Origin of the sequence: Microbacterium sp. SZ1 (genome assembly GCF_002362255.1) — a bacterium.
Taxonomy (GTDB): Bacteria; Actinomycetota; Actinomycetes; order Actinomycetales; family Microbacteriaceae; genus Microbacterium.
Genome location: NZ_LPVV01000006.1, coordinates 25136 through 52135 on the forward strand (window position 1 = coordinate 25136; position 27000 = coordinate 52135).

The 27000-nt window shown below is 69.0% G+C and carries 24 protein-coding genes; 3 read left to right on the forward strand and 21 right to left on the reverse strand.

The window, feature by feature from the left end:
• From AUC47_RS05820 to AUC47_RS05835, 4 genes are all read right to left on the reverse strand, one after another.
• Positions 1-426, reverse strand: a complete 426-nt coding sequence (locus tag AUC47_RS05820) for a YciI family protein (protein WP_096714275.1) — start codon at positions 424-426, stop codon at positions 1-3.
• A gap of 124 nt (positions 427-550) precedes the next feature.
• Positions 551-1489, reverse strand: a complete 939-nt coding sequence (locus tag AUC47_RS05825) for an L-lactate dehydrogenase (protein WP_096714276.1) — start codon at positions 1487-1489, stop codon at positions 551-553.
• An 89-nt stretch (positions 1490-1578) separates the two neighbouring features.
• Complete coding sequence (gene guaA, locus AUC47_RS05830; protein WP_096714277.1) at positions 1579-3165, reverse strand: glutamine-hydrolyzing GMP synthase; 1587 nt, start codon at positions 3163-3165, stop codon at positions 1579-1581.
• Entirely contained in the window at positions 3162-3632 is a 471-nt protein-coding gene (locus AUC47_RS05835) for a DUF3817 domain-containing protein (protein ID WP_096714278.1), read from the reverse strand. The genes guaA and AUC47_RS05835 overlap by 4 nt, the downstream gene beginning before the upstream one ends.
• A gap of 90 nt (positions 3633-3722) precedes the next feature.
• Between AUC47_RS05835 and AUC47_RS05840 the strand changes: the two genes are divergently transcribed.
• On the forward strand, positions 3723-3998 hold the full coding sequence (locus tag AUC47_RS05840; RefSeq protein WP_096714279.1) for a type II toxin-antitoxin system Phd/YefM family antitoxin: 276 nt from the start codon (positions 3723-3725) through the stop codon (positions 3996-3998).
• Positions 3995-4390, forward strand: coding sequence for a type II toxin-antitoxin system VapC family toxin (locus tag AUC47_RS05845; protein ID WP_096714280.1), 396 nt, complete (start codon positions 3995-3997; stop codon positions 4388-4390). Before AUC47_RS05840 ends, AUC47_RS05845 begins: the two co-directional genes overlap by 4 nt.
• 9 nt (positions 4391-4399) lie before the next feature.
• Here the strand turns inward: AUC47_RS05845 and AUC47_RS05850 are convergent, their stop codons facing one another.
• From AUC47_RS05850 to AUC47_RS05875, 6 genes are all read right to left on the reverse strand, one after another.
• Positions 4400-5383: a class I mannose-6-phosphate isomerase gene (locus tag AUC47_RS05850; protein ID WP_179297537.1), complete on the reverse strand. Its 984-nt coding sequence runs from the start codon at positions 5381-5383 to the stop codon at positions 4400-4402.
• Entirely contained in the window at positions 5380-6681 is a 1302-nt protein-coding gene (locus AUC47_RS05855; RefSeq protein ID WP_256999462.1) for an ADP-dependent glucokinase/phosphofructokinase, read from the reverse strand. Before AUC47_RS05855 ends, AUC47_RS05850 begins: the two co-directional genes overlap by 4 nt.
• Before the next feature lie 26 nt (positions 6682-6707).
• Positions 6708-7571 carry a ketose-bisphosphate aldolase gene (locus AUC47_RS05860; protein WP_096714282.1) on the reverse strand — a complete coding sequence of 288 codons (864 nt, stop codon included), beginning with the start codon at positions 7569-7571 and terminating at the stop codon, positions 6708-6710.
• Between the two features lie 46 nt (positions 7572-7617).
• Entirely contained in the window at positions 7618-8481 is an 864-nt protein-coding gene (locus tag AUC47_RS05865) for a carbohydrate ABC transporter permease (protein WP_096714283.1), read from the reverse strand.
• A 2-nt stretch (positions 8482-8483) separates the two neighbouring features.
• The gene (locus tag AUC47_RS05870; protein ID WP_096714284.1) at positions 8484-9407 is read right to left on the reverse strand and encodes a carbohydrate ABC transporter permease; all 924 of its coding nucleotides are present in this window, start codon (positions 9405-9407) and stop codon (positions 8484-8486) included.
• A gap of 83 nt (positions 9408-9490) precedes the next feature.
• Entirely contained in the window at positions 9491-10786 is a 1296-nt protein-coding gene (locus AUC47_RS05875) for an ABC transporter substrate-binding protein (protein WP_096714285.1), read from the reverse strand.
• Between the two features lie 229 nt (positions 10787-11015).
• On the opposite strand from AUC47_RS05875, the gene AUC47_RS05880 reads away from it, so the two are divergent.
• The gene (locus tag AUC47_RS05880; protein WP_096714286.1) at positions 11016-11816 is read left to right on the forward strand and encodes a DeoR/GlpR family DNA-binding transcription regulator; all 801 of its coding nucleotides are present in this window, start codon (positions 11016-11018) and stop codon (positions 11814-11816) included.
• A gap of 68 nt (positions 11817-11884) precedes the next feature.
• Here AUC47_RS05880 and AUC47_RS05885 read toward each other — a convergent pair whose 3' ends face one another.
• From AUC47_RS05885 to AUC47_RS05930, 11 genes are all read right to left on the reverse strand, one after another.
• Positions 11885-16519: an ExeM/NucH family extracellular endonuclease gene (locus AUC47_RS05885; protein WP_096714287.1), complete on the reverse strand. Its 4635-nt coding sequence runs from the start codon at positions 16517-16519 to the stop codon at positions 11885-11887.
• Between the two features lie 235 nt (positions 16520-16754).
• A complete protein-coding gene (locus AUC47_RS05890; protein ID WP_096714365.1) occupies positions 16755-17513 on the reverse strand; it encodes an SURF1 family protein in 759 nt (252 codons plus the stop codon).
• A gap of 58 nt (positions 17514-17571) precedes the next feature.
• A complete protein-coding gene (locus AUC47_RS05895) occupies positions 17572-18687 on the reverse strand; it encodes a GuaB3 family IMP dehydrogenase-related protein (RefSeq protein ID WP_096714288.1) in 1116 nt (371 codons plus the stop codon).
• A gap of 61 nt (positions 18688-18748) precedes the next feature.
• Positions 18749-20437 carry an ABC-F family ATP-binding cassette domain-containing protein gene (locus AUC47_RS05900; protein WP_096714289.1) on the reverse strand — a complete coding sequence of 563 codons (1689 nt, stop codon included), beginning with the start codon at positions 20435-20437 and terminating at the stop codon, positions 18749-18751.
• Between the two features lie 67 nt (positions 20438-20504).
• Positions 20505-22286: a sensor histidine kinase gene (locus tag AUC47_RS05905; RefSeq protein ID WP_096714290.1), complete on the reverse strand. Its 1782-nt coding sequence runs from the start codon at positions 22284-22286 to the stop codon at positions 20505-20507.
• Positions 22283-22633, reverse strand: a complete 351-nt coding sequence (locus AUC47_RS05910) for a response regulator (protein ID WP_096714291.1) — start codon at positions 22631-22633, stop codon at positions 22283-22285. The genes AUC47_RS05905 and AUC47_RS05910 overlap by 4 nt, the downstream gene beginning before the upstream one ends.
• On the reverse strand, positions 22630-22770 hold the full coding sequence (locus tag AUC47_RS16695; protein WP_179297538.1) for a hypothetical protein: 141 nt from the start codon (positions 22768-22770) through the stop codon (positions 22630-22632). Before AUC47_RS16695 ends, AUC47_RS05910 begins: the two co-directional genes overlap by 4 nt.
• The gene (locus AUC47_RS05915) at positions 22767-24254 is read right to left on the reverse strand and encodes a glycosyltransferase family 2 protein (protein ID WP_096714292.1); all 1488 of its coding nucleotides are present in this window, start codon (positions 24252-24254) and stop codon (positions 22767-22769) included. The genes AUC47_RS16695 and AUC47_RS05915 overlap by 4 nt, the downstream gene beginning before the upstream one ends.
• Positions 24254-24964, reverse strand: coding sequence for a PHP domain-containing protein (locus tag AUC47_RS05920; RefSeq protein WP_096714293.1), 711 nt, complete (start codon positions 24962-24964; stop codon positions 24254-24256). Before AUC47_RS05920 ends, AUC47_RS05915 begins: the two co-directional genes overlap by 1 nt.
• The gene (locus AUC47_RS05925) at positions 24961-25950 is read right to left on the reverse strand and encodes an ATP-grasp domain-containing protein (RefSeq protein WP_096714294.1); all 990 of its coding nucleotides are present in this window, start codon (positions 25948-25950) and stop codon (positions 24961-24963) included. Before AUC47_RS05925 ends, AUC47_RS05920 begins: the two co-directional genes overlap by 4 nt.
• Positions 25950-26993: a response regulator gene (locus AUC47_RS05930; protein WP_096714295.1), complete on the reverse strand. Its 1044-nt coding sequence runs from the start codon at positions 26991-26993 to the stop codon at positions 25950-25952. Before AUC47_RS05930 ends, AUC47_RS05925 begins: the two co-directional genes overlap by 1 nt.
• Positions 26994-27000: the final 7 nt, after the last annotated feature.

The window sequence follows — 27000 nt, forward strand, 5'->3', positions numbered from 1 at the left end:
TCACTGCTGGGCGCGCTGCGCCTGCTCCTCGCGCCAGCCCGCTTCCTTCTCGATCCACTCGTTCTCGGCCGGGAAGTCGGAGGCGTCGGTCACCCGCCGCACCTCGAGGAACGATCCCTTGCCGAGCGGCGCGCGGCGGGCCCACTCGGCTGCCTCCTCACGGCTGGACACCTCGAGGATCCAGAAGCCGTTGAACAACTCCTTCGTCTCGCCGTAGGGACCGTCGGTGATGAGCGGGGTCTCGGTACTGAAGTCGACGACGAACCCCTCGGCGGCATCTGTCAGGCCTTCGCCGGCGGCCAGTACGCCGGCCTTCATCATCGACTCGTTGTACTTCCCCATGGCCTCGATGACCTGCTCGAACGGCATCTCCTTGTACGCCTCGACGGCCTCATCGGTCGCGCGCATGATCAGCATGTACTTCATGATGTTCTCCTGTTCGGTGGGGCCGGGATTCGACCCTCTCATTGAAGACGTCGAACGGGAACGACACGGATCGACATCGCCCCGAGATTTTCTCGAAGTCGTTTCGTGCGCGCTCCGGGCGCGCTCAGCTCAGGGCGTCGACGGCCGTGCGGATGGCGTCGGCCGAGGCTCTCAGCAGTCCGAGTTCGCGTTCGTCCATGGGGGTCTCGCCGAGCGGTACCGCCCCTGCCGCTCCCACCACCGACGGCACCGACAGCGCGATGCCCTCGATGCCGTACTCGCCGCCCAGCACTGTCGAGACCGGGAGAACGGCTCGCTCGTCGCGCAGCACGGCCTCGGCGATGCGGGCGCAGCTCACCCCGATCGCGAGGTTCGTCGCGCCCTTGCCCTGGATGACCGTGTACGCGGCGTCGCGCACCTCGATGGCGATGCGGTCGAGCTCCTCGGCGGTGAACGGCTCGTCCGCGGGCCAGTCGAGGATCGGCACCGAGCCGATCGTCGCGTTCGACCACAGCGGGAACTCTGTGTCACCGTGCTCGCCCACGATGTCGGCGTGCACGCTCGCGGTGCTCACCCGGGCGCGGTGCGCGAGGCGCCACCGCAGGCGAGACGTGTCGAGAACGGTGCCGGACCCGAACACGCGGTGCGGCGGGAGCCCCGTCACGCGCTGCGCGACGACCGTCATGACGTCGGCGGGATTCGTGACCATGAGGAAGACGGCATCCGGAGCGCGTTCGACCAGCTGCGGCAGAAGGCTCTCCAGGAGGCGGGCGTTCGTGCTCGCGAGTTCCATGCGGGTCTGCCCCGGCTGCTGCTTGGCGCCGGCCGTCACCACCACCACGTCGCTGCCGTCGACGACCGAGAGATCAGACCCTCCGCTCACGGCCGCCGAGGTGAACTGCGTGCCGTGCGCGAGGTCGAGCACCTCGGCATCCACCTTCGCCGTCGCGATGTCGTAGAGCGCGACCTCCGCCGCACTCCCCCGGATCAGCGCCGCGTACGCGACGCTCACCCCCACGCTTCCCGCACCGATCACCGTGAGCTTCGTTCGCGCTGTCGTCATACGGCCATCCTGCCCGAAGACACGAGAACGGGCACGGACCGTTCTTCGGCCCGTGCCCGTTCAGCGTCAACGGCGGAGGAGCATCCCGCTCACTCCCACTCGATGGTCCCCGGCGGCTTCGACGTCACGTCGAGCACGACGCGGTTGACGTCGCGGACGCTGTTCGTGATGCGGTTCGAGATCTTCGACAGCACGTCGTACGGCAGGCGCGTCCAGTCGGCGGTCATGGCGTCCTCACTGGAGACGGGACGCAGCACGATCGGGTGCCCGTAGGTGCGGCCGTCACCCTGCACGCCCACCGAGCGGACGTCGGCGAGCAGCACGACGGGGCACTGCCAGATCTCCTGGTCGAGTCCCGCCTTGGTGAGCTCCTCGCGGGCGATGGCGTCCGCCTCGCGCAGGATCTCGAGGCGGTCCTTCGTGACCTCGCCGATGATGCGGATGCCGAGACCGGGCCCCGGGAACGGCTGACGGCCGACGATCGCTTCGGGGATGCCGAGCTCGCGGCCGATCGCCCGCACCTCGTCTTTGAAAAGGGCACGCAGCGGTTCGATGAGCTCGAAGTCGAGGTCGTCGGGAAGACCGCCGACATTGTGGTGCGACTTGATGTTCGCGGTGCCCGCGCCGCCGCCGGACTCGACGACGTCGGGGTACAGCGTGCCCTGCACGAGGAACTTGACCGGGGCGCCGCCCGAGGCCTTCGCCTCGGCGACCAGGTCGAGCTGCACCTTCTCGAACGCGCGGATGAACTCGCGGCCGATGATCTTGCGCTTCTCCTCGGGGTCGGTCACACCCGCGAGGTGGCCGAGGAACGTGTCGGCCGCGTCGACCGTGATGAGTCGCACCCCGGTGGACTCGACATAGTCCTTCTCGACCTGCTCCCGCTCGCCCTTGCGGAGAAGACCGTGGTCGACGAACACCGCGGTGAGCTGGTCGCCGATCGCCTTGTGCACGAGCGCCGTCGACACGGCCGAGTCGACGCCGCCCGACAGCGCGGAGATGACGCGGGCGTCGCCCACCTGCTCGCGGATGCGCTCGACCTGCTCGGCGATCACGTTGTCGGGGTTCCAGTCCGAAGCCAGACCGGCGCCCTTGTGCAGGAAGTTCTCGAGCACGCGCTGGCCGTGGTCGGAGTGCTTGACCTCGGGGTGCCACTGCACGCCGTAGAACCGACGCTCCTCATCGGCGAAGGCGGCGACCTTCGTGGCCTCTGTGGTCGCGAGCACCTCGAAGCCCTCGGGGGCCGTCGCGACCTGGTCGCCGTGGCTCATCCAGACGTTCTGCTCGTTCGGCTGACCGCCGAGCAGCGTGCCGCCGTCGCCGGAGATGACGGCATCCGTCGCACCGTACTCGCGGAGGCCGGTGTGCGCGACCTCTCCCCCGAGCGTCTGCGCCATGTACTGGAAGCCGTAGCAGATGCCGAGCGTCGGGACGCCGAGGTCGAACACCGCCGGGTCGAGCCGCGGAGCGCCCTCCTCGTACACCGAGGACGGACCGCCCGACAGGATGATCGCAACGGGGTTCTTCTCGGCGATCTCGGCGGCGGTCGCGGTGTGCGGCACGATCTCGCTGTAGACGCCGGCCTCGCGGACGCGGCGGGCGATCAGCTGCGCGTACTGCGCGCCGAAGTCGACGACGAGCGCAGGGCGCTGCTGGGTCTCGGTCTGTTCGGTCACCGGGCACCTTCCGTGGCGGGGGCGGAGGCCTCAGCGGCCTCCCGAGTAGCGAGGTAGGCCTTGACGTCGCGGGCGACGACGGCCTCCATGAAGAACGACAGCAGCGGGATGACGCCGCCGAGGGCGAGGAGGATGAACCGCAGGAACGGCCACCGCATCAGGCTCCACATGCGGAAGCACGCGAAGAGGTAGACGACGTAGAACCAGCCGTGGGCGACGAGGATGCCGAGCGACAGATTGAACCCGTCACCGGTCGACTCGAGCCCCTCCGGACCCTCGACGACCTGCGCGAACCAGAGCGGCCCGCCGGAGCCACCAGCGAAGAGCTCGAGGTGGATCGGCGTGTACTTCAGCACCATCTCGGCGACCAGCAGGAGCAGCATGACTCCCGTGATGATCGATGCGATCTGGTAGAACTTCAACGCACCACGGATCGCCGGAAAGCTGGCGACTTTCGGTTCGGGCATGCCTCCAGTCTAGTCGGCGCCGATCGGCGCCTCACGGAGAGGAAGATGCTGGTCTGGTCAAGCTGACCAGACCAGGGGTATCCTGGCACCATGACGACGACCGTGAACGTGCAGGACGCCAAGACCCGGCTGTCCGAACTGCTCCGACGGGTCCAGTCGGGCGAGGACGTCGTGATCGCGCGCGCAGGCACGCCGATCGCGCGGATGACCGCGGCGACGCCGCCCCGGCGATCCCTCGAGGCCGCGCTGCTTCCCGAGATCCCGCCGATTCCGGCGGACGCCCTGCTTGCCGATGCGACCGCAGCAGAACTCGCCGACTGGGAGGGCGACGACGCCGACGACCCGCTCACCTCGGCGCGATCGTGAGCGCCTATCTGCTCGACACGCACGTGGTGCTGTGGCTGGCGACCGATCCGGAGCGCGTCCCGAGGACCCTCCGCGCCCGGCTCACCGAGGCCGAGTCGGTGTATGTGTCAGCGGCCAGCCCTTACGAGATCGCGCAGAAGACCCGGCTGGGGCGCCTGCCGCACGGGGGCCGCGTGCTGACGCGATGGCAGCCCTTGATGCAGCTGCTGTTCGCGACCGAGCTCCCGCTGAGCACCGCGCACATGCGCGCCGCCGGCGAGCTCGCGTGGGAGCATCGCGACCCGTTCGACCGGATGCTGGTGGCGCAGGCGCAGCTCGACGGGCTGATCCTGGTCACCGCCGACGAACGGATTCTCGAGTACCCCGAGGTATCGTGCGCCGAGTGGACGTGATCGCCGCCGCTATGGCGCGGGTGGCCGGGCTATCAGCAGCTCACCCGCACCGATGACGTTGATCGCGCCGGCGCCGTGCGGCACCACCAGGGTGCTCCCCGCGCCGACCGCGTCCGAGCCGACGGTGAGCGCACCGCTCGCCACCACCGCGATCGAGAACCCCTCTTCGATCACCGCCTCGCCGTCGACCGGCATCCGCTCGAGTCGGAAGTAGCGACCGGCATCCGAAGGGAACACGGACCCGGATGCCGGGGCGGCGCCTACGAGCGTGCGCACCTCGTCCGCGGAACGCGACCGGCGGTTCACGGCGTCGAGCGCCACGTCGAAGCCCAGGCCGAGGTGCCCGAGCGCGGGGCCGTCGATCGCGAACCCCTCCCACTCGAGCAGAATGGACAGATCCTCCGGCTGCTGGAGCTCGAGCAGCAGCACGCCCTCCCCGATCGCGTGCAGCTCGCCCGGCGGCACCCAGACGACGTCGCCCGGCCCCACATCGACCGCGTGCAGGAGTCCGAGCAGGGCCTCCACGTCCTGCCTCTCGACGAGGTCGGCCAGCTCGGCGGCCCCGACGTCGCGCCGCAGCCCGACGTGCACCGTGCCGCCCCGCAGGATGTACCAGGCCTCGGCCTTGCCGTGCGCACGGCCCAGGTGCGATGCGGCGAAGTCGTCGTGCGGATGCGCGTGCACCGGCAGCCGCTGACCGGCGTCCAGCAGCTTCACGAGCAGGCGGGTGTCGGCTCCCCAGCGACGCACGTGCTCCTCGCCCAGCCACTCCACCGGGTCGGCCTGGACGGCATCGCGAAGCAGTCGACCGTCGGGCAGACGCGTGAGTCCGAGCTCGGGCTCGCCGTTGACCGTGGTGGTCGATCCGATCCAGTCCTCCGGCTCGCGCGGAGCGCTGCCGGACTCGCCGCGGAACGCGCTGATGCGCGCACCCCCGCGGTAGAAGCGCTCTGCGGGGCGATTCGACGGGAGGATCACCGGTCGGGACATCATGCTCTCTCCTGCTCGGGTTCTTGCTGCTCGCGCTCGTGCTGCGGCTCCTGCTGCTCCGGGTCGTGATCCTGCTCGCCGACGACCCCGGCCAGGAAACCGCCGACGAAGGTGTCGCCGAGTCCGATCGTGGTGGGGGTCGCGACGTCGAGGTCGAAGGCCGGAACGCCGGCCGCCCCTGCGAGACGCTGTTCGACGGACGCGACGACCGCCGCTCCGCCGCTGTGCTGCGGCATCCCCTGGGTCTGGTCCACGTCTGAGGCGGTCAGGGCGTCGCCGACGCGGTACCGCGTGGCCGCCACGACGACCGCGCTCGCGAGAGCGGCCCGGTGGCGATACGCCGACTCCCCCACCGCGATCGCCCAGTACCGGGTGTGCACGACCAGGGTCGCCGCGGGGACGATCTCGCGCACGTCGGCCAGCGCTCTTGCGACGTCGTCGGCGTCGAGCAGGTCGACACCGCGTCCCAGATACTCCTGCAGCTCGTCCTCGTTCATGCCGTACACGTCGATGAGGGGCAGCAGCCGTGACCGCACCGTGGCGGCGAACTCGCGGGTGTAGAACCCCGCATCCTCGTAGTACACGAGCGCCTCCGGGGGCAGCGACGCCATCGCGGCGCGCACGTCGTCGAGCCGCTGCTCGAGCAGGTCGTGGTCCTGCATCGTGTTGAAGCCCGAGACGAGGAACACGCGCGCCCGCGCGAGCTCGTCGGCCAGAGCGGGCGCGATCACCATGACCCGATTCGGCGCGTCGTTCGCGAAGATGAGGCGGTTCGACGCGGGAGCGACGATGACGCCATCGCCGAGCTGCACGCGCGTCCCCGCCGGGTACTGCACGATCAGATGAGGGTCCAGGGTGTCCTCCGCCGCCGACGAGACGTACGTGATCGCGGGTGGGAGAAGGCGGCGCACCGTGTCGTCGATGCTCACCAGATGCTGGACGCTGGGGATGCCGAGCGCATCCAGCACGAGGCCGGCGCGCACCCCTGTGCCGCCGAGCGTCACAGCGAAGGAGAAGTGGGCGGCGAAGCGCTCGATGATGTCGGACGACGCGACGAACCGCTCCGCCCCTGCGCCCGAGTCGACGAACGCCAGGACCGTGACGAGCAGCGACCGCTCGTCGACGATCGGCGCCATGGTGGTGAGCTCGTTGCGCCGCACGCCGTGCTCCCGTGCGAGGCGCTCGATCACCGCGGCATCCCATGTCAGCTCGTAGTCGACGGTGCCGCCGAGTCCCAGCACGAGCGTGCCTCCCGCGACCCCGGCGGATCCGTCGCGAGCGCGAGAAGCCGTTTCGTCCACGACGCCGATCATCCCCCGTCCGCCGCTCAGTACAGCGACGCCTTGCCGTCGGCGCCGAACAGCTCGATCTTCTCGGCAGCCGTCGCCTTCATGGCCTTGAGCGCCTCCGGCTGGATCGCGTTCGGCTCGCGCAGACGGCGGTCGGTGCCGAGCACCTCGCGCATGCGGTCGTGGTACGAGACCTTGATGTCGCTGGAGATGTTGATCTTGTTGACGCCGAGCTCGACCGCGCGGCGCAGCTCGGCATCCGGATTCGACGATCCGCCGTGCAGCACGAGCGGGATCTTCACGGCCGCCTTGATCTGCTCGAGCAGGTCGTGGCGCAGCTCGGGGTTCTTGTCGCTCGGGTACAGGCCGTGCGAGGTGCCGATCGCGATCGCCAGGCTGTCGACGCCGGTCTCCTCGACGAAGCGCACCGCGTCATCCGGGTTCGTGTAGATGATCTCCGCCGCGCCCGACTCGCCGTAGCTGTCGTTCGCGCCGATGGTGCCCAGTTCGCCCTCGACCTGGATGCCCGCGGCATGCGCGGCCTCGACGACCTTGCGCGTGATCGCCACGTTCTGGTCGAAGGGCTCGAGCGAGGCGTCGATCATCACCGACGTGAAGCCGGCGTGGATCGCCCGGATGATCTGCTCGTAGCTGCCGCCGTGGTCCCAGTGGATCGCCACCGGCACGCTCGACCGGTGCGCGCGGGAGTGCATGGCGGGGATCAGGTCGGTCGTGATGTGCGACACCTCGTCGGGGTGGATCGCGATGATGACCGGAGCGGCCTTCTCCTCGCTGATGTCCATGACGCCGTTGAACATCGCCCAGTCGCTGATGTTGAAGGCCGGGATGGCGAAGTCATGCGCGTTGGCGACGTCGAGGATGGATTTGCCGGTGTAGAGCACTTGTGTTTCTCCTGTTTCGTGATGGTCGTGAAAGGTCGCGCGGGACTCAGCTCTTGACGGACCCGGCCGTGAGTCCGCTGATGAAGTACCGCTGGAAGAAGAGGAAGAGGATCAGCACCGGGATCGACCCGAGCACGCTCATCGCCATGATCTGGTTCCAGTCGTACGAGTGCTGGCCCATGAGGAGCTGGATGCCGATCGGCACCGTGCGCATGTCGATCGACCGCGTCAGAGTGAGGGCGAAGAGGTACTCGTTCCAGGCGATCATGAACGTGTAGATGCCGACCGAGACGATGCCCGGTACCGAGATCGGGACGAGGATGCGCCAGAGCGCCGTCATGGAGCCGGCCCCGTCGACGCGGACGGCCTCGTCGAGCTCCTTCGGGAGCGTGTTGAAGTACCCGGTCATCATGATGATCGCGTAGGGCAGCGTGAACACCATATACGTGAGGATCAGGCCCGCGTACGAGTTGTAGAGTCCGAGTGCGACCATGAGCCCGAAGTACGGGATCAGCAGCGTGATCGGCGGAACTGCCTGCACACTCACGATGACCACGTTGAGGATGCGCTTGCCCCGGAACTCGAAGCGGCTGAACGCGTAGGCCGCCTGGATCGCGACGAGCAGCGTGAGAATCGTCACGGAGCCGGCGACGACGTAGCTGTTCAGGAAGAACCGCATCGTCTCCGGGTTCGTGAAGATCGCGACGTACGCGTCGAACGAGAACGTGTCGGTGATGAGTCGCGGCGGAAGCTCGAAGATCTGCGTGTTCGACTTGAACGAGCTCGACAGCATCCAGAGCACGGGCCCGGCGGCGAACACCGCGCCGAGGATCAGCGCGACGATCAGGCCGGACTTCGCGAGACGGTGGGTCCGTGCAGGCCGGCGCCCGGTGTCGACGGTGAGAGCCATGATCAGTCCCTCGCTTTCTGGTGGCGGACGTAGAAGACGGCGAGGACCATCGACATCAGCAGCACGAGCACGGCGGAGGTCGCGGCGAGCGAGAAGTCGTACTTGGCGAACGCGAGCTTGTAGGTGAAGGTGCTGAGCACCTCGGTGACGTCGATCGGACCGCCGCCCGTCGTCATCCAGATCAGGGCGAACTGCTGTGAGGTCCAGATGAGGTCGAGCAGCACGAGGCTGATGATGATCGGGCGCAGCTGGGGGATCGTGACGTTCCAGAACCGCTGCACGGCATTCGCGCCATCGACCCGCGCGGCTTCGTGGAGGTCGGCCGGCACGCCCTGGAGACCCGCCAGCAAGCTGACCATGAAGAACGGGTATCCCGCCCAGATGTTGATGAAGATGATGGTGCCGAGCGCGAGCTGCGGCGAGGCCAGCCACTCGATGTCGGTGTTGAGCAGGAAGTTGATGACGCCGTTCGGCGCGAGGAGCATGCGCCACAGGACGGCGATGACCGCGACCGTGAACAGCCACGGGAGCACGTACAGCGCCCGGAAGATCGACCGCGAGAACCGGCCGAGCAGCGGGCTGTTGAGCATCATCGCGAAGGCGAGGCCCAGCACGAGGTGCGCCGCGACGCTCGTCACCGTGAAGAGGATCGTATTGCCCGTGGCCTTCCAGAACCCGGAGTCGGACAGGATCTCCACGTAGTTCGCGATGCCGACGAACTCGGGCGACTTGTTCAGGATCACGTTGTCCTGGAACGAGTAGCCGATGACCATCACGATCGGGACGATCATGAGGACGAACAGCAGGATGATCGTCGGCGACAGGAAGCCGTACGACTCGGTCGTCTTGCGCAGCTGCCGCCGGCGCCGCGACGGGGCGACCCCGGTGACGATCACCTCGGTGTCGTCGGACAGTTTCAGGCTCATGGGAACCGGTGCTCCTTGGTTGGTCGGGTGCCGCACCGCCGCTGCGGTGCGGCACCCCGTTCATGCGGGAGTCTGGAGGAGCGTCAGAACTCCGCCATCCACGACTCCTGCGCCTTCTTCAGCGCGTCGTCGATCGACTGCTGGCCGTCGAACGCGGACTGCAGCTGCTCGCCGAGCTGGCGCATCAGGTCCTCCGCGACGGGCAGACCCGTGAACTCGTTGGCGGGGTAGCCGGCCTGGTAGATCTCGAACGCCTTCGCGAAGAGCTCGTCGTCGTTCACGAAGTCCGGAACCGACTCGGAGTTGCCGGGGAACGCCTTCGCCATGGTCGACAGCTCCGAGTTCGTCTCCTGGCTCATGAGGAACTCCACGAGCTTGAACGCGGCCTCTTTGTGCTCGCTGTTCTCGGCGACCCCGATGCCCCAGGACGCGTAGGGGATGCCACGCTCGCCGTCGTACCCGTCCTCGGCGGGGATCGCCGAGATCGAGAACTGCAGGTCGGGGTTCGACTCGCGGATCAGGTTGATGTGCGCGAGGGAGTCGATCATCATGCCGACGCGGCCGTTGGTGAACTCCTCGACCTTGTCCTGCTCCTTCATCGTGAAGGAGCCGGAGGCGATCACGCCGTCGTCCCACAGACCGCCGATGTAGTCGATCGCCGAGGTCACGTCGTCGTTGGTGAGGTCGGGCTGACCGTCCTTCAGCATCGAGCCGCCGGAGGCCCACACCCACGACATGACGTCGTTCTGCACGCCGTTGGGCGCCTCGAGCGAAAGCGGGAGCACCCAGCCGGAGACGTCACCGCCGAGAGCGGTCACCTTGGCTGCGGCATCCGCGAACTCGCTGCGCGTGGCAGGCGGAGCCGTCACGCCCGCGTCGGCGAGAAGGGTGTCGTTCGTGAACATCGGGTAGACGAAGTTCACGACGGGGATCATGTAGGTGCTGCCGTCGACCTGGATCTGGCTGGCCAGCTCGCCGTCGTCGTAGTCGTACTCCTTCATGAGCTCGGTCAGGTCGGCGATCACGCCCTGCGAGGCGAAGTCGTTGACCCAGGCGCCGTCGAGGCCGACGACGTCGGGCATGGTGCCTGACGCCGCGCCGGCGAAGAGCTGCTCCTTGGTCGAGGCGTACGGTCCACTGACCAGATCGACCGTGATGCCGGGGTTCTCGTCTTCGAACTTGTCAATGAGTGCTCGGAACTCGCCGTCGGGCAGCTCGGGCTCCCACCACTGGGCGAACTCGATCGTGACATCGCCGCCGTCCGCGCCGTTGTCACCGGAACCGCCGGATGAGCATCCGGCCACGGCCAGCACCGTCAGAGCTGCGGTCGCTGCGCCGGCGAGCTTCAGGGTGCGTCGCCCACGTCCTGCTGTGATCATCACTTCTCCTCTTCGAGATCGTGCCGCATCACGCGCCTCAGTGCTTGTTCATGCGGTTTTAAGCAATGTTATGCCGGAGTGTGCTGTTGCGCAAGGGTTTTTCACGAAGGTTGTACGTGGTTGTTCTTCTGCAACGCCGCGATGAACCCCGGAATCACGCAGAAGTCGCGAGTGCGGCTTTCTGCCGAAATCTGCCGCTATCTGTGACGGGTGTGCTAGAGATGGGGGCATGGAAGCACGCGCATCCTCGAAACGACGTCTCCCCGCCGGTCGCAAGGCCGACCTCGCCGCCTACGTCGAGCACGAAGGCGAGGTCACGGTGGGCGGCCTCGCCGAGCACTTCGGCGTCTCGATCGACACGATCAGACGAGACCTCGACCAGCTCGACCGGGAGGGCGTGGTGATCCGCACCCACGGCGGGGCGGTGAGCCCCGAGGGGCAGCTGAAGGACCGCGCACTCGACGTACGACTGCGGATGCAGACCGAGGAGAAGGAGAAGATCGCGCGGCTCGCGGCCGGGCTCATCGACGACGGCGCCGTGGTCATGCTCAATGCCGGCACGACGACCCTCGCGGTCGCTCGGGCGCTGCGGAACCACCGCGACCTGACGATCGCGACGAACAACCTCCGCATCCCGGCGGAGATCTCTCCCTCCGCGTTCCGCGACCTCTACGTCTTCGGCGGCGCCGTGCGCGCCATCACGCAGGCGACCACCGGGCCCGTGGCGTTCACGATGACCCCGGGCGGGCCGGAGGTCGACATCCGCTGCGATCTCGCTCTCATCGCGGTCGGCGCGGTCGACGAGGAGGGTTTCTCGACCTCGAACCTGGGTGACGCGACGATGATGGCCGAGATGATCCAGCGGGCGGAGCGCACCGCGATCCTCGCCGACTCGTCGAAGTTCGGCCGGCGGCTCTTCGCCCAGGTCACAACGCTCGACCGCGTCGACTACGTAGTGACCGACTCGCCGCCCGCCCCGGCGTTCGCGACCGCGCTTGCCCAGGCCGAGGTCCAGCTCCTCACCCCCTGAGCCCGGACACGAGGGAGGCCGCCGGGATCTCTCCCGCCGGCCTCCGCCCGCGTCATCCGATCAGCGGATCAGAACCACCCGGTGATGAGGTCCCAGATCCAGTCGATGATGCCACCGATGATCCCGCCGATTCCGCCGGCGCGGTTCACGGTGACCTGGGCCGTCGCCGCATCCCCGTCGGCCTGCGAGACGACCACCGTGTACTTGCCCGGCTGCGTGTTCTTCGGAACCGTCACGCTCGTCGAGAAGGTTCCGTCGGCGGTGACCTGCACGGTGCCGACCTGGATCGGCTTGCCCTTCTTCGGCTCGAGCACGACCGTCAGGGTCTCGCCCGGCTCGAAGTCCGCGCCGGTGATGCGCAGCTTCTTGCCCGCGGCGACCTTCGAGTCGGTCGTGATCGCGCCGGCGAACTCCTCGGGCTCCTCACCCGAGATCGTGAACGGCACCTGCACGGTCGTACCGGTCGACGGAACCGTGACCGTGAGCGGCTGCTCCCCGAACACGCCAGAGGGAACCGTGAAGGTCAGCGACGCGCGCCCGACCTCGTCGGTCGTGTCGACGATCGTCGGATCCACGGTGCCCACGGCGACCTGCGTGCCGCCGAGCGACAGCGTCACCTCCCCGGGCGCCGCCTCGCCGCCGCTGAACGCCAGCGAGGACAGTGCGACGGTGACCTGATCGCCGGCGGTGTAGCCGTCGGCATCCGGAGCACTCACCGTGACACCGACCGCGCGCTGCGCGAGGTCGGGCGTCGCGGTCTTGTTCGCGTCGAACCAGTCGACCATCGACTGCAGGTCGATCTTGCCGGTGTCGCGCTTGCCCGTGCCCTCGCGGAAGGTGAAGAAGTTGTCTCCACCCGCGGCGAGGAACGAGTTCGCGGCGACCGTGTAGCTCGCCGACGGGTCGATCGGTGTGCCGTCCAGCGCGATCGAGGTGATGCGCGAACCCTGCGCCGCGGTCGGGTCGTACGTGTAGACGAGCCCCTCCGAGACACCCAGCTTGAGGAACGGTCGCGCCGCACCCGCCGGCTGCCACTGCTCCTCGAGCACGCCCTTCAGCTGCGTGCCGGTCAGCGTCAGCGTGACCAGCGTGTTGGCGAACGGCTGCACCGTCGCCGCCTCACGGTACGTGACGTTGCCCGCCGGATCGTTCGCATTCGACGACGCGTACGTGAGGTTGGCGCGGATCCCGCCCGGGTTCATGAGCGCGATGTCCGCACCCGTGGACCACTTCTGCACGTCGGCGACGAAGTTGCCGATCGTCGACTCGCCACCGCGGTTCTCCGACCCGTTCGCCTGACGGGCGCGGTTGAAGTCCGCGGTGATGTCGCCGACCTTGACGGCGCCGAGCACGTCGGCGTCGGCCTTCGCCTTGGCGACGATGTCGGCGACCTCCGGAACGGCCGGGTACAGCGGCTGCCCGTTGGCGGTGAGCGGCTTGATCTGGTTGGTGATCGAGAGCAGCTCCTTCGTCTTCGGGTCGACCTGGATGTTCATCAGCCCGAGGTTCTCGCCGTACTGACCGGCCGAGATCACGGGGCGACCGTCGATCACGTGGTTGTAGGCGAGGTGCGTGTGCGCCGAGACGATCGCGTCGACATCCTCATCCACTCCGTAGACGATCTCGCCGAGAGGCGTCTCCGGGGTGATGCTCGACAATTCGACGCTGGCCGCGCCCTCGTGCACGAGCAGGATGACGACGTCCGCCTCGCCGTTGGACTCATCCCCGTCGCGCAGGTCGTCGGCCACGGCGTTCACCGAGTCGACGATGCTGCGCACCTCGAGGTCGGCGATCCCCTCCGGCGAGACCAGCGAGTCGAGGTCCTCGGTGACGGCGCCGACGAATCCGACGCGCACGCCGTCGAGCTCCTTGACCCAGGCCGGGGCGAGCGCAGGCTCGCCCGTCTCAGTGAGGAACACGTTCGACGAGATGTACTCCCAGTCCGCGCGGTCCTGCACGCGATCGCGCAGATCCTCCCAGCCCTGGTCGAACTCGTGGTTGCCCGCCGCGCTGACGTCGAGACCGGCCGCGTTGAGCGCGTCGATCGTCGGGTTGTCGTCGTTGATGAAGGAGGTGAACGTCGACGCGCCGATCAGGTCGCCGACACCGGCGAAGATCGTGTTCGGGTTCGCCTCGCGGAACTGCTTGACGGCTCCCGCGACCACCGCGGCACCGGCGGCTGCGCCGTCGGCCTCGATGCGGCCGTGGAAGTCGTTCATCGTGACGACGTCGATGCTCACCGGCGGGACGTCCGAGGAGACGCCGACGATGATCGGGTCATGGTCGCTCGACCGGAACGGGGTGCCGGCCTCGGTGGCTCCGAACGCGTAGCCGCGGTCGCTCCACTCCGGCGAGTTGATGCTCCAGACACCCGCGCCCGTGATCGAGGCGGCGAGAGACGGCGACGCGAGCACGTGGTCGAGTGAGCCGAGCTCGCCGTCGAACGAGTAGGTGTGCTGCCCCGGTGCCTTCTCCGGTGCGACGTCGCTCCAGCCCGCGCTCGTGAAGACGTCGATCGGGTCTTCCTTGGCATAGGCGTTGAAGTCGCCGATCAGCAGGATGTCGCTGCTGCCGGTCTTCTCCTCGATTGTCGCGGTGAAGCCCTTGAGCGAGTTCGCCTGAGCCACGCGGTCGGCGTTGAAGAAGCCCTGGCCGTCGGCCGGCTCCGCTCCGCCGCCCTCGGGGGCCGACTTCGACTTGAAGTGGTTCGCGACGACGGTCACGGTGCGGCCGTCGATGTCGAACGCCTGGGCGATCGGCTCGCGAGCGTTGCCCCACACGGTCTCGTCGGTGACGGTGAGGCTGTCGCCGACGGTGGACACGTCATCCTTCTTGTAGATGATGGCGCTCGTGATGAAGTCGGTCGTGGCCGCGTTGTTCAGGGCCGCCGGAGTGCGGACGTAGTCCCACACGTCTGCGCCTGCAGCGTCGTTGAGACCGTCCACGAGATCGGCGAGCGCCTCGTCGAGCGAGCCGCCCAGCTTGATGGAGTTCTCGATCTCCATGAGCGAGACGATCTCGGCATCGAGCCCGTTGATGGCCGCGACGATCTTCGACTTCTGGATCGCGAACTGCGCGGCGTTCGCCGCACCGCGCGCGTTGGAGTTCTCGCTCTTCAGCGTCGTGAAGTAATTGAAGACGTTGAACGACGCGACCTGCACGTCACCGCCGACCTCCGGAGCCGACTCGACGCGCGGGTTGGTCGCCTCGAAGCCGACCTTGGCGGCCTCGGGTGAGGTGCTGTCGATCGGGACGACCGGCTGCAGACGCCAGTCGTCGAAGCCGTACGACAGCACGTAGCCGTTGTCGCGGAAGTCGACGGTGTCGCCGTTGCGCACCACCAGGTCCTTCGTGAAGTACGGCTGGTCGTTCGGGTGGCCGTTGTTGGTCACCTGGATGGACCAGCCGTCGTCGAGCAGCAGCCTGTTCGCGCGGTTGGCCGCCGCGATCGCCGCCGCCTCTGCGCCCGGACGCGCGAGCTCGGTGCTCTTCACGTTCAGGTCGGCCCCGGCGTTCAGCCAGAGGGTGCCGAAATTGTAGAGCTGGTGGCTCGAGGCGACACGGTAGGTGCCGGTGGGAGCGACGAGCATGCTCTCGTACTGCTCACGGTCGGCACCGACCGCGGTGTCGGGCAGAGGCGTGACCGCCGGGACACCCACGCCCGCCTGGACGACCGAGATGCCGGTGAGGGATGCCGGGTTGATCTGCGTCTGGCCGAAGTACTCGCTCACGGAGCCGGTGACCGACACGAGGTCGCCGATCGCGAGCGTCGGAGCGAGAGCGTTCAGGAAGACGAAGACGCCGTCGGACGCCCCGGGCGTCGCGTCGGTTTCGCCACCCGAACCCTGCGTCTGGATCACGATGCCCTTGTAGCCGCCGGTGCGGTAGTCGGCCGTCACGACGCCCTCGACCGTCACCGTCTGGCCGTTGAGCGGCGAGACGTCGGTCGTGCCCTGCACCTCGGCGATCGACACCTTCGCGGGGTCGGTACCCGGCTCCTCGGGCTCCTCCGAGCCCCCGCCGGAGTTCTGCGGGGTGATCGTGGCCGAGAGCGCGAAGTCGACGCTGTTGTCGTCGGTGTCCGCACCGTTCGCACGGTTCAGCGACTTCACGTCGGTGTTGCCGGCGGGAGCCGGAGCGGCCTTGGTCTCGAAGGTGTTCGAGGTGCCGTAGCCGAGCACGTCGATCACACCGTCGACGCCGGTCACCGATCCCGGCGTGAGGGCCACTGCCGCGGTGCCCTTCACGAGCGCGAGGGTGCCGGCGCTTCCGCTCGGGTTGAGGTTGCCCGTCGCGTCGGGTGCGGGCAGTGCCGCACCGTTGCCGCCGTTGCTGCCGCCCTGCACGAGGTAGTGCCCGCCGGCGGGGATGCTGCCGCTCAGCGGTGCGACGCCGTTGGCGTTGCCCGTGCCGGTCGCCGACCGGTACTGCAGCGAGAGGCCGTCGAGCGCGACCGGAGCGTCGGTCGGGTTGTAGAGCTCGACGAACTTGTTCGTGTACGCGGCCCCGGCGCTGCCTCCGGACAGGTACGCCTCGTTGATGACGACCCCCGTCCCTGCGACATCGGCGGAGGCGGGCGTCGCGATGAGGGCGCTGGCGCCCAGAGCTGCGACGCAGGTGGCGGCGAGGGCGCCGAGACGCCCCCGGCTTCTGCGATCGGACCGGGGAACCTCGCGGTTCGCGGCGTCGGAAGCGGACATCATCGGTGTTGTCTCCTCGGTTTCATCGGGCGACGGCTCTCGTGGAGCCACGGCTGCGCACCCTCACAGCCGGCGCACATGATGCGAGCTTATGAAGGCCCTCCGACATCATCAACGGAGTTTTCCCATTGGTCACCGAGCGCTAACCGAATGGCTCGAAGGCACCCCTGACAAAGGTGGAATATCGAAGCGCCGGTCGCTCGGATGCGCGGCGACGCCTGCGCGGATGCGCGGAGGATCAGACGGGCTCGGGTGCCGCGGCCTCTTCGAACTCCTCCACCTCGCGCTCCCACGCGTCCTTCGCGAGGCGGTACCAGAGGTAGAAGGCGAAGCCGGCGAAGATCGCCCACTCGGCGGCGTAGAACACGTTCAGCCAGTTGACCGGTGACTGCTCGGCGGGTGCGGGAGAGGCGATATCCGTGAGTCCGGCCGACGCCGTGGACGACGCGAGATAGGGCCGGTACATCTCGAGCCCCTCGACGTCGTGCCACGTGCTCAGCAACGCGGCCGGCGACATCCGGTCGATGCGGTGGGGGTCGTCCTCGGGCGGCACGGACGGACCCTCGTCGGAGATGATCCGTCCGGTGACCTCGACGATCGAGCCGTCGGCGCCGCGGTTCAGGGTCGCTACCGCATCCTCCGCGGCATCCCGGTCAGCGGTCCAGCCGATCGCGACGGCGATCGACGTCTTCTCGGCGACGCGCAGCTGGCCGGTGACCCAGTAGCCGGGGACGTCGTCGTTGAACCGGCTCGACACGATCACGAAGTCGTCGGCGACCCAGGTGCCGGAGGTCTCCACGCGCTGTCCGACGAGCGGCTCGGGGAGGTACTCCCCCGGCTCGACCACATCGGTGAGCGGACGGACGTTCTCCGTCGCTCCCGCAGGCGGCGGATCCGTCTCGATCGCCCGCTCCAGCTGCCACTGACCGAGCCACGCGAACACCCCGGCGACGATCAGGCACAGCACGAGCATCCCGATCCAGCGCCCGCGGAGCATGACCTCGCGGAGGGTGGGCGGGAAGAGAGCCGGGGATGTCACGGTGATGCGCGGGACCTCAGGCCTCGTACGGGGCGAGCACGACCTCGACGCGCTGGAACTCCTTGAGGTCGGAGTACCCGGTGGTCGCCATCGACTTGCGCAGCGCGCCGATGAGGTTCGCGGTGCCGTCGGCGACCGGCGCGGGACCGTACAGGATCTCCTCGAGCGTGCCGATGCCCCCGACCTCGACGCGGCGACCGCGCGGAAGCTGGGGGTGGTGAGCCTCGGGCCCCCAGTGGAATCCCTGGCCGGGCGCGTCTGTGGCTCGCGCGAGCGCGACGCCGAGCATGACGGCATCCGCGCCCATGGCGAGCGCCTTCACGATGTCACCCGAGGTGCCGACGCCACCGTCGGCGATCACGTGCACGTAGCGGCCGCCCGACTCGTCGAGGTAGTCGCGCCGCGCTGCGGCGACATCGGAGACGGCCGTCGCCATCGGAGCGTGGATGCCGAGGGTCGCGCGCGTCGTCGACGCCGCTCCCCCGCCGAAGCCCACCAGCACGCCCGCGGCGCCCGTGCGCATGAGATGCAGAGCGGCGGTGTACGTGGCCGCGCCGCCGACGATCACGGGCACGTCGAGGTCGTAGATGAACTTCTTCAGGTTGAGCGGCTCGTCGACGCTCGAGACGTGCTCGGCCGACACGGTCGTGCCGCGGATGACGAACAGGTCGACACCGGCCGCCGCGACCGTGTCGTAGAACTGCTGGGTGCGCTGCGGGGTGAGCGAACCGGCGACCGTGACGCCGGCCTCGCGGATCTCGGCCAGACGACGTGTGATCAGCTCGGGCTTGATCGGCTCGGAGTACAGCTGCTGCATGCGCACCGTCGCGGAGTCGCCGGCGAGTCCCGCGATCTCGGCGAGCAGCGGCTCCGGGTCCTCATAGCGGGTCCACAGGCCCTCGAGATCCAGGACGCCGAGTCCACCGAGCTGCCCCAGCATGATGGCGGTGCGCGGGCTCACGACGGAGTCCATCGGCGCACCGAGCACGGGGATGTCGAAGCCGAACGCGTCGATCGTCCAGGCGGTCGACACGTCCTCCGGGTTGCGTGTGCGCCGTGACGGCACCACCGCGATGTCGTCGAACGTGTATGCGCGGCGCGCGCGCTTGCCTCGGCCGAGCTCGATCTCCATGGTCACCCCACCAGACTACCCGGCGCGCACGACGGCCGATTGCGGGGGGATGCCGGGGCCGTCACCGCGCGCGGACGACGCGCCGCTCGTCCCAGACCGGCTCGTCGGCCTCGTACACCCGACCGTCGGACCCGAAGACGAGGAACCGGTCGAACGACCTCGCGAACCACCGGTCGTGAGTCACGGCCAGCACCGTTCCCTCGAACCGGGTGAGTGCGTCCTCCAGCGCCTCGGCCGACTCGAGGTCGAGGTTGTCCGTCGGCTCGTCGAGCAGCAGCAGCGTGGCACCCGAGAGCTCGAGCAGCAGCACCTGGAACCGCGCCTGCTGCCCGCCGGACAGCGACTCGAACGTCTGCTGCGCCTGCCGCACGAGGCCGTACCTGTCGAGCGCTGAGCTCGCGGCATCCCGGGGCATCCCCGCCCGGCGTTCGTCGCCGCGGTGCAGGATCTCGAGCAGGGTGCGCCCGACGAACTCGGGATGCGCATGCGTCTGCGCGAAGAGGCCGGGCACGACGCGCGCGCCCAGCACCGCTGCTCCGGTGTGTGCGACCTCGGACAGCTGATCCCTCGTCGACGTGACGTGCCCGAGGCTCGGATCGGGGTCGCTGCCGCCGCGGGCCAGCAGCCGCAGGAAGTGGGACTTGCCCGACCCGTTCGACCCGAGAACGGCTACGCGGTCGCCGTACCAGACCTCGACATCGAAGGGCTGCATGAGCCCGGTCAGCTCCAACCGATCAGCCACGACCGCGCGCTTGCCGGTGCGCGAGCCGCGCAGCCGCATGTCGAAGTCCTGCGCGGGCGGGCGCTCCTGCGGCGGACCCGCGTCTTCGAACCGGCGGAGACGCGTCTGCGCGGCCTGGTACCGCGATGCGAAGCCGTCGTTCGCCGAGGCCTTCACCTTCAGGGTCGCGACGAGCACGAGCAGCTTCTCATGCTGTTCGTCCCACCGCCGGCGCAGCTCGTCGAGGCGATCCATCCGGTCGGCACGGGCCTGGTGGTACGTGGCGAAACCGCCGCCGTGCACCCATGCCGTTGCACCCGCCCCGCCGGGCTCGAGGGTCACGAGGCGGTCGACGGCGCGGGCGAGCAGCTCTCGGTCGTGGGACACGAGCAGTACCGTCTTCGGCGTCTGCCGCAGCTGCTCCTCGAGCCAGCGCTTGGTCGGCACGTCGAGGTAGTTGTCCGGCTCGTCGAGCAGGAGCACCTCGTCGGGCCCACGGAGCAGGGCCTCGAGCGCAAGCCGCTTCTGCTCACCGCCCGAGAGCGTCGTCAGATCGCGGTAGCGCGCCCTGACGTACGGGACGCCGAGCGCGGCGACCGTGCACTGGTCCCAGACGGTCTCGTGCTCGTACCCGCCGGCGTCGGCGTACTCGGCGATCGCCGCGGCGTAAGCCATCTGCGTATCGTGCTCGTCGCGCTCGATCAGCGCGTTCTCGGCGGCCTCGAGGGCCTGCGCTGCGTGCCGGATGCGGGCGGGCGCGACGCGCACGAGCAGGTCCTGCACCGTCTCGCCGGCCTCGCCGTGTCCGACGAACTGATCCATGACGCCGAGGCCGCCATCGATCGTCACGACTCCGGCATCCGCCGTCTGATCGCCCCGGATGATCCGCAGCAGCGTGGTCTTTCCCGCTCCGTTGGGCCCGATCAGTGCGCTCGTCGACCCGGAGCCGACGCGGAACGTCACCTCGTCGAGCAGCGGTCTCCCGTCGGGCAGGGTCAGCGAGACCCCGGCGATGTCGATGTATCCCACGGTGCGGGCCGTCCTTCCGCCCGCCTAGCGAGCCGACCAGAATATCAGGCGGGCGACGCCCCGACGGTCACACCGTGCTCGCGACCACCTGCACGGCCTCGGTGCGCGGCGACGTCGGCAGGTACATCCGGAACTCCGTGCCGACGCCCTCCTTGCTCGTGACGTCCATCGACCCGCCGTGCGCGAGCACGATCGCCCGCGTGATCGTGAGCCCCAGGCCCACCCCGGGCACAGCGTTGCGCGTCGCCGTCGATGCGCGGAAGAAGCGGGTGAACAGCATCCCCTGCTCGTCTTCGGGGATGCCGAGCCCCGTGTCGCGGACGGCGAGCTCGACGCCGCCGTCGCGTTCACGGACGGAGGCGGTGACCCAGCCTCCGGACGGCGTGAACTTGACTGCGTTCGAAAGGAGATTGTCGAGCGCCTGTCCGATGCGGCCGGGGTCGGCGATCGCGCGCACCGGTGTCGACGGAGTCTCCGCCACGAGCTCGACCCCTTCCCGCTGCGCGTGCGGCCCCGACGAGGCCACCGCGTTCCGCACGATCTCCGCGAGGTCGATCTCCGAGCGATCCAGCGGGAAGCGCCCCGACTCGACCTGGGCGGTGAAGAGCAGGTCGCCGACGAGGGTCAGCAGCCGCTGGGCGTTGCGCTCGATGATGCCGACGAACTCCTCCTGCTCCTCGGACAGCGGCTGCCCGGGGTCGTTGCGCAGCAGGTCGAGGAATCCGATGATCGCGCTCAACGGCGTCCGCAGCTCGTGCGAGATCATCCCGACGAACTCGTCCTTCATGCGCGCGACCTCGACGGCGCGCGTCTCGTCGGTGAGCACCAGCAGATACCCCTGCGTCTCGCCGGTCGCGTCGCGACGCGGGCTGACGGTGACGCGGGCGGGGACCACGGTGCCGCCGGCCGTCGTGACGTCGATATCGCCCTCGATACTGCGCTCGGCCTCGGCTCTCGCGAAGAGCGCCTTGATGCCTGAGGGGAGGTCGGCCTCCGCCGCCGCGCACGGGGCGTCGCCGACGAGCTGCGTGAGCGCCGACACCGTGAAGAAGCGGTCGATGCGCACATCGTCGTGGGCCTCCTGGACCGACAGCCCCAGAAGTCGCACGGCGCCGGGATTCCACTCGGTCACGCGGCCGGTCAGATCGACCGCCACGACGGCCTGCACCGTGATCGACGCCCAGAGGCTCTGGAACGAGTCGAGCAGCTGACGATATTCGCGCTCCTTCTCCTGAAGTCGTTCGAGCACCAGCACGTTCTCGCTGAGCGCCGACGTCCGTTCGGCGACGAGCATCTCCGCCTGCTGCACGCGGAGGCGCTGCTGGCGGGAGAGCTCGTTGACGACCGCCGCGAGCGCGGAGAACACGAGCGGACCGACCACGCCGCGCAGCCAGTCGACCGAACTGCTCGGCGGCTCGGTGATGTACGGCATGAGCAGGGCGAACGAGGTCAGGGCGCCGACCGCGAACACGTAGCGGATGCCGGGGGCCGCGGCGATCCACACCACCGGAAGAAGCACGAGCGAGGTGAAGACCGATGTCGGTCCGCCGGTGCCCGCGCGGAAGAGACCGAGTCCGACGATGTCGATCATCGGGATGATGAGCACGATCCATCCGTCGTACACGCGGCGGGCGCTGAGGATGCCGGCGTGCACGGTCGCGAACAGCACGAGCAGCAGACCTGCCAGAGCGGCGTGGAAGTCAGTGAAGGGCAGGTCGGGGTGCAGCCAGCTGAACACGGCGGCGAGCGCGGCCGCGATCGCGGTCGGCGCCTGTTTGATCAACGGGCTCGGGTTGTCGAAGATCCCGTACCAGCTGTTCTCCGCCCGGCGGAGAGGCGTCGCGTTCACCGCGCGACCCCTCGGAGGATGCCGCGGAGGTCGGCTCCGACGATCGGCTTCGGCAGCGCGGCATCCGCCTCCGGATAGTCCGACGCGTCCAGCACCGAACTCACGATGAGGAAGCACTCGGGGAATCGCGTCCGCACGAGCCGGGCGCACTCGGCTCCCGTGATGCCGGGGAGCAGGAGGTCGACGACGGCCACGGCGGGAGAGATCGTGTCGAACGCGGCGATGGCGCTCTCGGCATCCGCCGCGGCGAAGACGTCGAATCCCTCCCGGTCGAGGTGGCGGCGCAGGAGTGCCGTCTGGTCGGCGCTGTCTTCGACCACGAGCGCGAGCGGCCGCCCGTTCGTCACAGCAGCAGCTCCCGCACGATCACCACGACCACGACGACGGCCAGTGAGAGGAGCGCCTGCCACACGAGGCGTCGCTCGCGCCGGGCATCCGTCGTGATCTCCTGCTCCTCCTCCGCGCGTGTGAGTGCATCGCTCATGACTCGACCCGTCCGACCTTCTCGGTCTTGATCCATGCGGCGTCGGCGCGACGCCACTCCTTGATGTAGGAGTCCACGGTGATGGCGCACAGCAGCGAGCCGTATCCGCAGACGTAGAGCAGGAGTCCGGCGAAGAACCGCCCACCGGGGAGCTTCTCGACTGCACGGGCGAGCCAGATGCCGAGCATCGAGATCGGCCCCCACAGGTAGAAGCCGATCGCCCAGAGGATGCGCGTCTCGTCGTCGAGCGGGAGCCCGAGCGCGGCGAGCCCGTCTTCGAAGAGGCGCGGGAACAGCGCGATAGCCATGAGGAGGAGCGCTCCGATTCCCGGGAACATGAGCGCCTCCCGCCAGGACTGGCGGCCGATCCGCGGATCGAGCTGCACCGCGAACAGCATCGAGAACAGGTAGATGCACGCGGCGGAGATCCACATGAAGCGGAACACGAACTCCGCGATGTCGCTGTGCAGGAGCAGCAGCGCGAGCATCCCCGCCGCGGCGAGCAGCATGAACGCGGGCAGCAGCAGGATCGTGAACCACGCGAGGCCGAAGGCGAAGCTCCCGAGGTTGTGCTGGTCGCTCGGGCGAAACCACAGCCGCTTGTAGATCGACGTGAGCTGCACGTTCCCGCGCGCCCAGCGCAGGCGCTGTTTCCAGAGCGAGTCGATCGTGCGTGGCTCCTCCGCGAGTACGACGGCATGGGGCTCGAAGATCATGCTGCGGCCCTTGAGCTGCCCCTCGAACGTCGTCATCGTGTCCTCGGCGAGGGTGCCGGTGGGGATGCGTCCGCCGATCGCCTCGAGGTTCGCGCGCGAGTGCAGCTGCGCCCCTCCGGCGAGGCACGCGACCGCGCCGCCGACGTTCTGCGTGCGCCGAGCCGACAGCTGTCCGATGACGTACTCGATCGCGATGAACCGGGTCAGATAGTTGCGGTCGCGGCTGCCCTCGGCGATGTAGGCGGTGACCGCGCCGACCTTCTCGTCTGCGAGGTGGCGGCTGAGCTTGCGCAGCGAGTCGCGCGCGAAGATCACGTCGGCGTCCATGATGAGCACGGCCTCGGTCCACTCATCCGCGAGCACGACGTCGAGACCGTGATTGAGCGTGTGCGCCTTGCCCTGCCCACCCTGCTCGCGGCGCAGATGCACCACGCGGCCGGGGTGGGCCTCGATCTTCGCCGCCACGACCGCCGGGGTGTCATCGGTCGAGGCATCGTCGATCACGAAGACCCGGAGCCGGTCGGCCGGGTATTCCAGCTGCAGCAGCCGCTCGATCGCCGGACCGAGCACGAGCGCCTCGTTCCACGCCGGGATGAGCACGGCGATGCGGGGATGATGCGGAGCGGCCTTGCCGTAGTGGTTGCGGAACGCGTGCACGGGCAGCAGGAGGAACTGCAGCCCGGTGTTGATCACCGGCAGCGTGCCGACGAGCACGCAGAGGATGAGCACGACGACCAGAGCTGTCTCGGCGGGGTTGAGGACGGGCATCAGACGCTCCGCCCGTCGAGGAGGGCGACGACGCCGTCGTAGCGACCCACGTCGGAGGCCTCATGGCTGTCGGTCGAGGCGACGACGACAGCTCCGGCATCCCGCAGCGCGTCGAGCAGCGCGCCGCCCGGGCAGCCCCATTTCTCGTTGACCTCGACGAGGGTGTCGGTCTCGGCTGCCGTGCGCGCCCAGCTCGCGATCCGCTCGGACCCGAGATCGTTCTCCGTCAGACCGATCTTCGGCAGGATCGAGAAGCAGTGCGCCAGCTGGTTGCCCGGGTGCCGCGTCATCGAGGCGTTCAGGGCGCTCACGAGCTGATCGAGGACGTCGTCCGCCGCCCAGCCGGCTGAGATGCGCTCGCGCACCGCGGTCGGCCCGAGCGGACCGTCTTCGCCGGGGAACTGGTGGTCCGCGATGAGGATGCGGTCGATCCCGTCCGGGAGGAGGGGGATGTCGAGCTCGCCCGCGGCGTCGAGGATCTTCGCCTCCACGCCGGTGAGCACGTCGAGGCCGTCCGGCACGCGCAGCGCCCGGACAGCGGCGAGGTACTCGGGCACCCAGGCGGTGTCGCGCCGCACGTGGTCGACGAGTCGGAGAGTCGTCAGCCCCCGTTCGGCGGCCGCCGCGACGTTCTCCTCGAGGGTCGACACGGCGTCGTCCGAGAACGTGGAGTGCACGTGGTGGTCGCCGCGAAGCAGGTCGTGGATCACAGCTCGTCCTGGTGGCCGGCATGATCGGAGACGAGCACCTCGTCGACCTCGACGATGACGTCTTCGAGGAAGCGCACGGATGCGAGTTCCCGGAACGGCACGGATGCGGGGATCTCGACTCCGAGGAACAGATCGGCCACGAGCGAGGGTATGTCGACGCCGGCCGCGATCGTCAGCGGCAGCGCGCCGGGGAACCGCGGGTTCACCTCGAGCAGCATCGCGCGTCCAGAGCGGTCGCGTCGCAACTGCACGTTCGCGACGCCGACGAGTCCGATGGCCTCCGCGACGGCGGTCGCGGTCTGTTCGAGCTCCTCGTCGTGCACCGTGCGGCCGGCGATGGCGACGCCCGAGTCGACGCGCGCGCGGGTGCGCGGCACCGCGGCGACGACACGACCCGAGGCATCGGCGAGCACGTCGACCGAGTACTCCTCGCCGGGGAGGAACTCCTGCACGATCAATCCCTCGTCGACCGGCAGGGCTTCGAGCGCCGCACGGTCGGGGATGAGGCGGATGCCGCGACTTCCCGCCCCCTGGCGAGGCTTGGCGAAAACGGGGAACTCCCACTCGGCGGCCAGCGCCTCGGGCCCTGCGAGCAGCGAACGAGGGCTGCGCCCGGTCGATGCGCACCGCTTCGCGAGCACGTACTTGTCGAGTGCGGCGTGCAGCGTGTCCTCGGAGGGGGCGGCGAGCACGGCCGGAGCGAGCTCGTCGCGCCGGCCCGCGAGAGCTGTGAGCTCGACGTCGACCGTGGAGATCACGAGATCGAGTCGGTCGTCGCGCACCATCCGGGCGATCGCGGGGACGAAGTCGTCGTCCCGCCCGGGTGGGACGAGTCGTCGCCGCTCGGGCGGGACGAGGTAGATGCCGCTGGCCCACCCGTCCATGTCGGCGGCGAACACCGTGAGGTCGTCGCGGCGGAGCAGTGAGCGGATCACCGCGACGCCGGCGGGGCCACCGGCACCGGTGACGAGGATGCGGGCGGTCATCAACCCTCCTGCCTGGTGAGTTCGTGGGCTCCTATGAATTCAGCCGTCTCGCGCACGACTTCGAGCGGCTCGACGGCCGCTCCCCCTCCGAAGCGGGACCAGTAGCGCGCGGTCGCGGTGACGAAGCCGGGGTCGAGGTAGTCGCGCGTCGCGGTCTGAGAGGCGAAGCACTCGAGCAGCTGCAGCTTCTCTCCCAGGTAGTCGTCGATGCGCACGAACCGCGTGGGACGGAAGTCGATCGTCGCAGACGGGCTCTGATAGCAGGCGACCGTGCCGACACGTCGCGTGGCGACGAGCGTCGCCTCGCTGACGGCTCGGTGATCCTGGTGACGATCGTGCTCGGAGTGCGTGTAGACGATGGTCGGCTGCACCTCGTTCACGACCTCTTCGATGAGCCGGACGGTGGTTCCGCCGCCGGAGATCTCGGTGTCGATGAGGTCTTTGAGGAAGAGGCGGGCGCCCAGCCGATCGGCCGAGGCGAGCGACTCGTGCTGCCGGCTGTCGGCGTCGCCTCCGCGCGAGCCGCGCGACAGCGTGAGGATCGTGACGGAGTCGCCGGCGCGGGCGTGCGCCGCGAGGATGCCGCCGACGCCGATCTCCACGTCGTCGGGGTGCGCGCCGATCGCGAGCACGACCTGCTTCGCGCGGCTGGCGGTCCGGCGAGCGCGGCCCTCCGCAGCGAGCCGCGTGACGGCCTCGACGAGTCGTACGTTGTCGAGGGGCTTGGTGAGGAACTCGTCGGCCTGAGCGCGGAGCGCTGAGACGGCGTACTCGACCGAGACGTGCGCGGTCATCACGATGACGGGCACGACGGGGTCGCGGCGTCGCAGCTCGGCGACGAGTTCGAGGCCGTCGAGGCCCGGCATCTCGATGTCGGTGACCACCACGTCGGGTTCGAACTCGGCGATGCGCTCGACGGCGGTCAACCCGTCGCCGGCGGTGAGCACGACGCAGCCCGCTCGGCGTTCGAGCACCGTCTTGACCAGCAGAGCGACGTCGGGATCGTCGTCGACGACGAGGACGCGGGGTGCATCGTCAGACATATGCGGC

Bases quoted from the DNA above. Each gene is read 5' to 3' on its own strand.
- AUC47_RS05820 (WP_096714275.1), bottom strand. From the start codon at position 426: ATGAAGTACATGCTGATCATGCGCGCGACCGATGAGGCCGTCGAGGCG.
- AUC47_RS05825 (WP_096714276.1), bottom strand. From the start codon at position 1,489: ATGACGACAGCGCGAACGAAGCTCACGGTGATCGGTGCGGGAAGCGTG.
- AUC47_RS05835 (WP_096714278.1), bottom strand. From the start codon at position 3,632: ATGCCCGAACCGAAAGTCGCCAGCTTTCCGGCGATCCGTGGTGCGTTG.
- AUC47_RS05840 (WP_096714279.1), top strand. From the start codon at position 3,723: ATGACGACGACCGTGAACGTGCAGGACGCCAAGACCCGGCTGTCCGAA.
- AUC47_RS05850 (WP_179297537.1), bottom strand. From the start codon at position 5,383: ATGATGTCCCGACCGGTGATCCTCCCGTCGAATCGCCCCGCAGAGCGC.
- AUC47_RS05865 (WP_096714283.1), bottom strand. From the start codon at position 8,481: ATGGCTCTCACCGTCGACACCGGGCGCCGGCCTGCACGGACCCACCGT.
- AUC47_RS05870 (WP_096714284.1), bottom strand. From the start codon at position 9,407: ATGAGCCTGAAACTGTCCGACGACACCGAGGTGATCGTCACCGGGGTC.
- AUC47_RS05875 (WP_096714285.1), bottom strand. From the start codon at position 10,786: ATGATCACAGCAGGACGTGGGCGACGCACCCTGAAGCTCGCCGGCGCA.
- AUC47_RS05880 (WP_096714286.1), top strand. From the start codon at position 11,016: ATGGAAGCACGCGCATCCTCGAAACGACGTCTCCCCGCCGGTCGCAAG.
- AUC47_RS05885 (WP_096714287.1), bottom strand. From the start codon at position 16,519: ATGATGTCCGCTTCCGACGCCGCGAACCGCGAGGTTCCCCGGTCCGAT.
- AUC47_RS05890 (WP_096714365.1), bottom strand. From the start codon at position 17,513: ATGCTCCGCGGGCGCTGGATCGGGATGCTCGTGCTGTGCCTGATCGTC.
- AUC47_RS05895 (WP_096714288.1), bottom strand. From the start codon at position 18,687: ATGGAGATCGAGCTCGGCCGAGGCAAGCGCGCGCGCCGCGCATACACG.
- AUC47_RS16695 (WP_179297538.1), bottom strand. From the start codon at position 22,770: ATGAGCGATGCACTCACACGCGCGGAGGAGGAGCAGGAGATCACGACG.
- AUC47_RS05915 (WP_096714292.1), bottom strand. From the start codon at position 24,254: ATGCCCGTCCTCAACCCCGCCGAGACAGCTCTGGTCGTCGTGCTCATC.
- AUC47_RS05925 (WP_096714294.1), bottom strand. From the start codon at position 25,950: ATGACCGCCCGCATCCTCGTCACCGGTGCCGGTGGCCCCGCCGGCGTC.
- AUC47_RS05930 (WP_096714295.1), bottom strand. From the start codon at position 26,993: ATGTCTGACGATGCACCCCGCGTCCTCGTCGTCGACGACGATCCCGAC.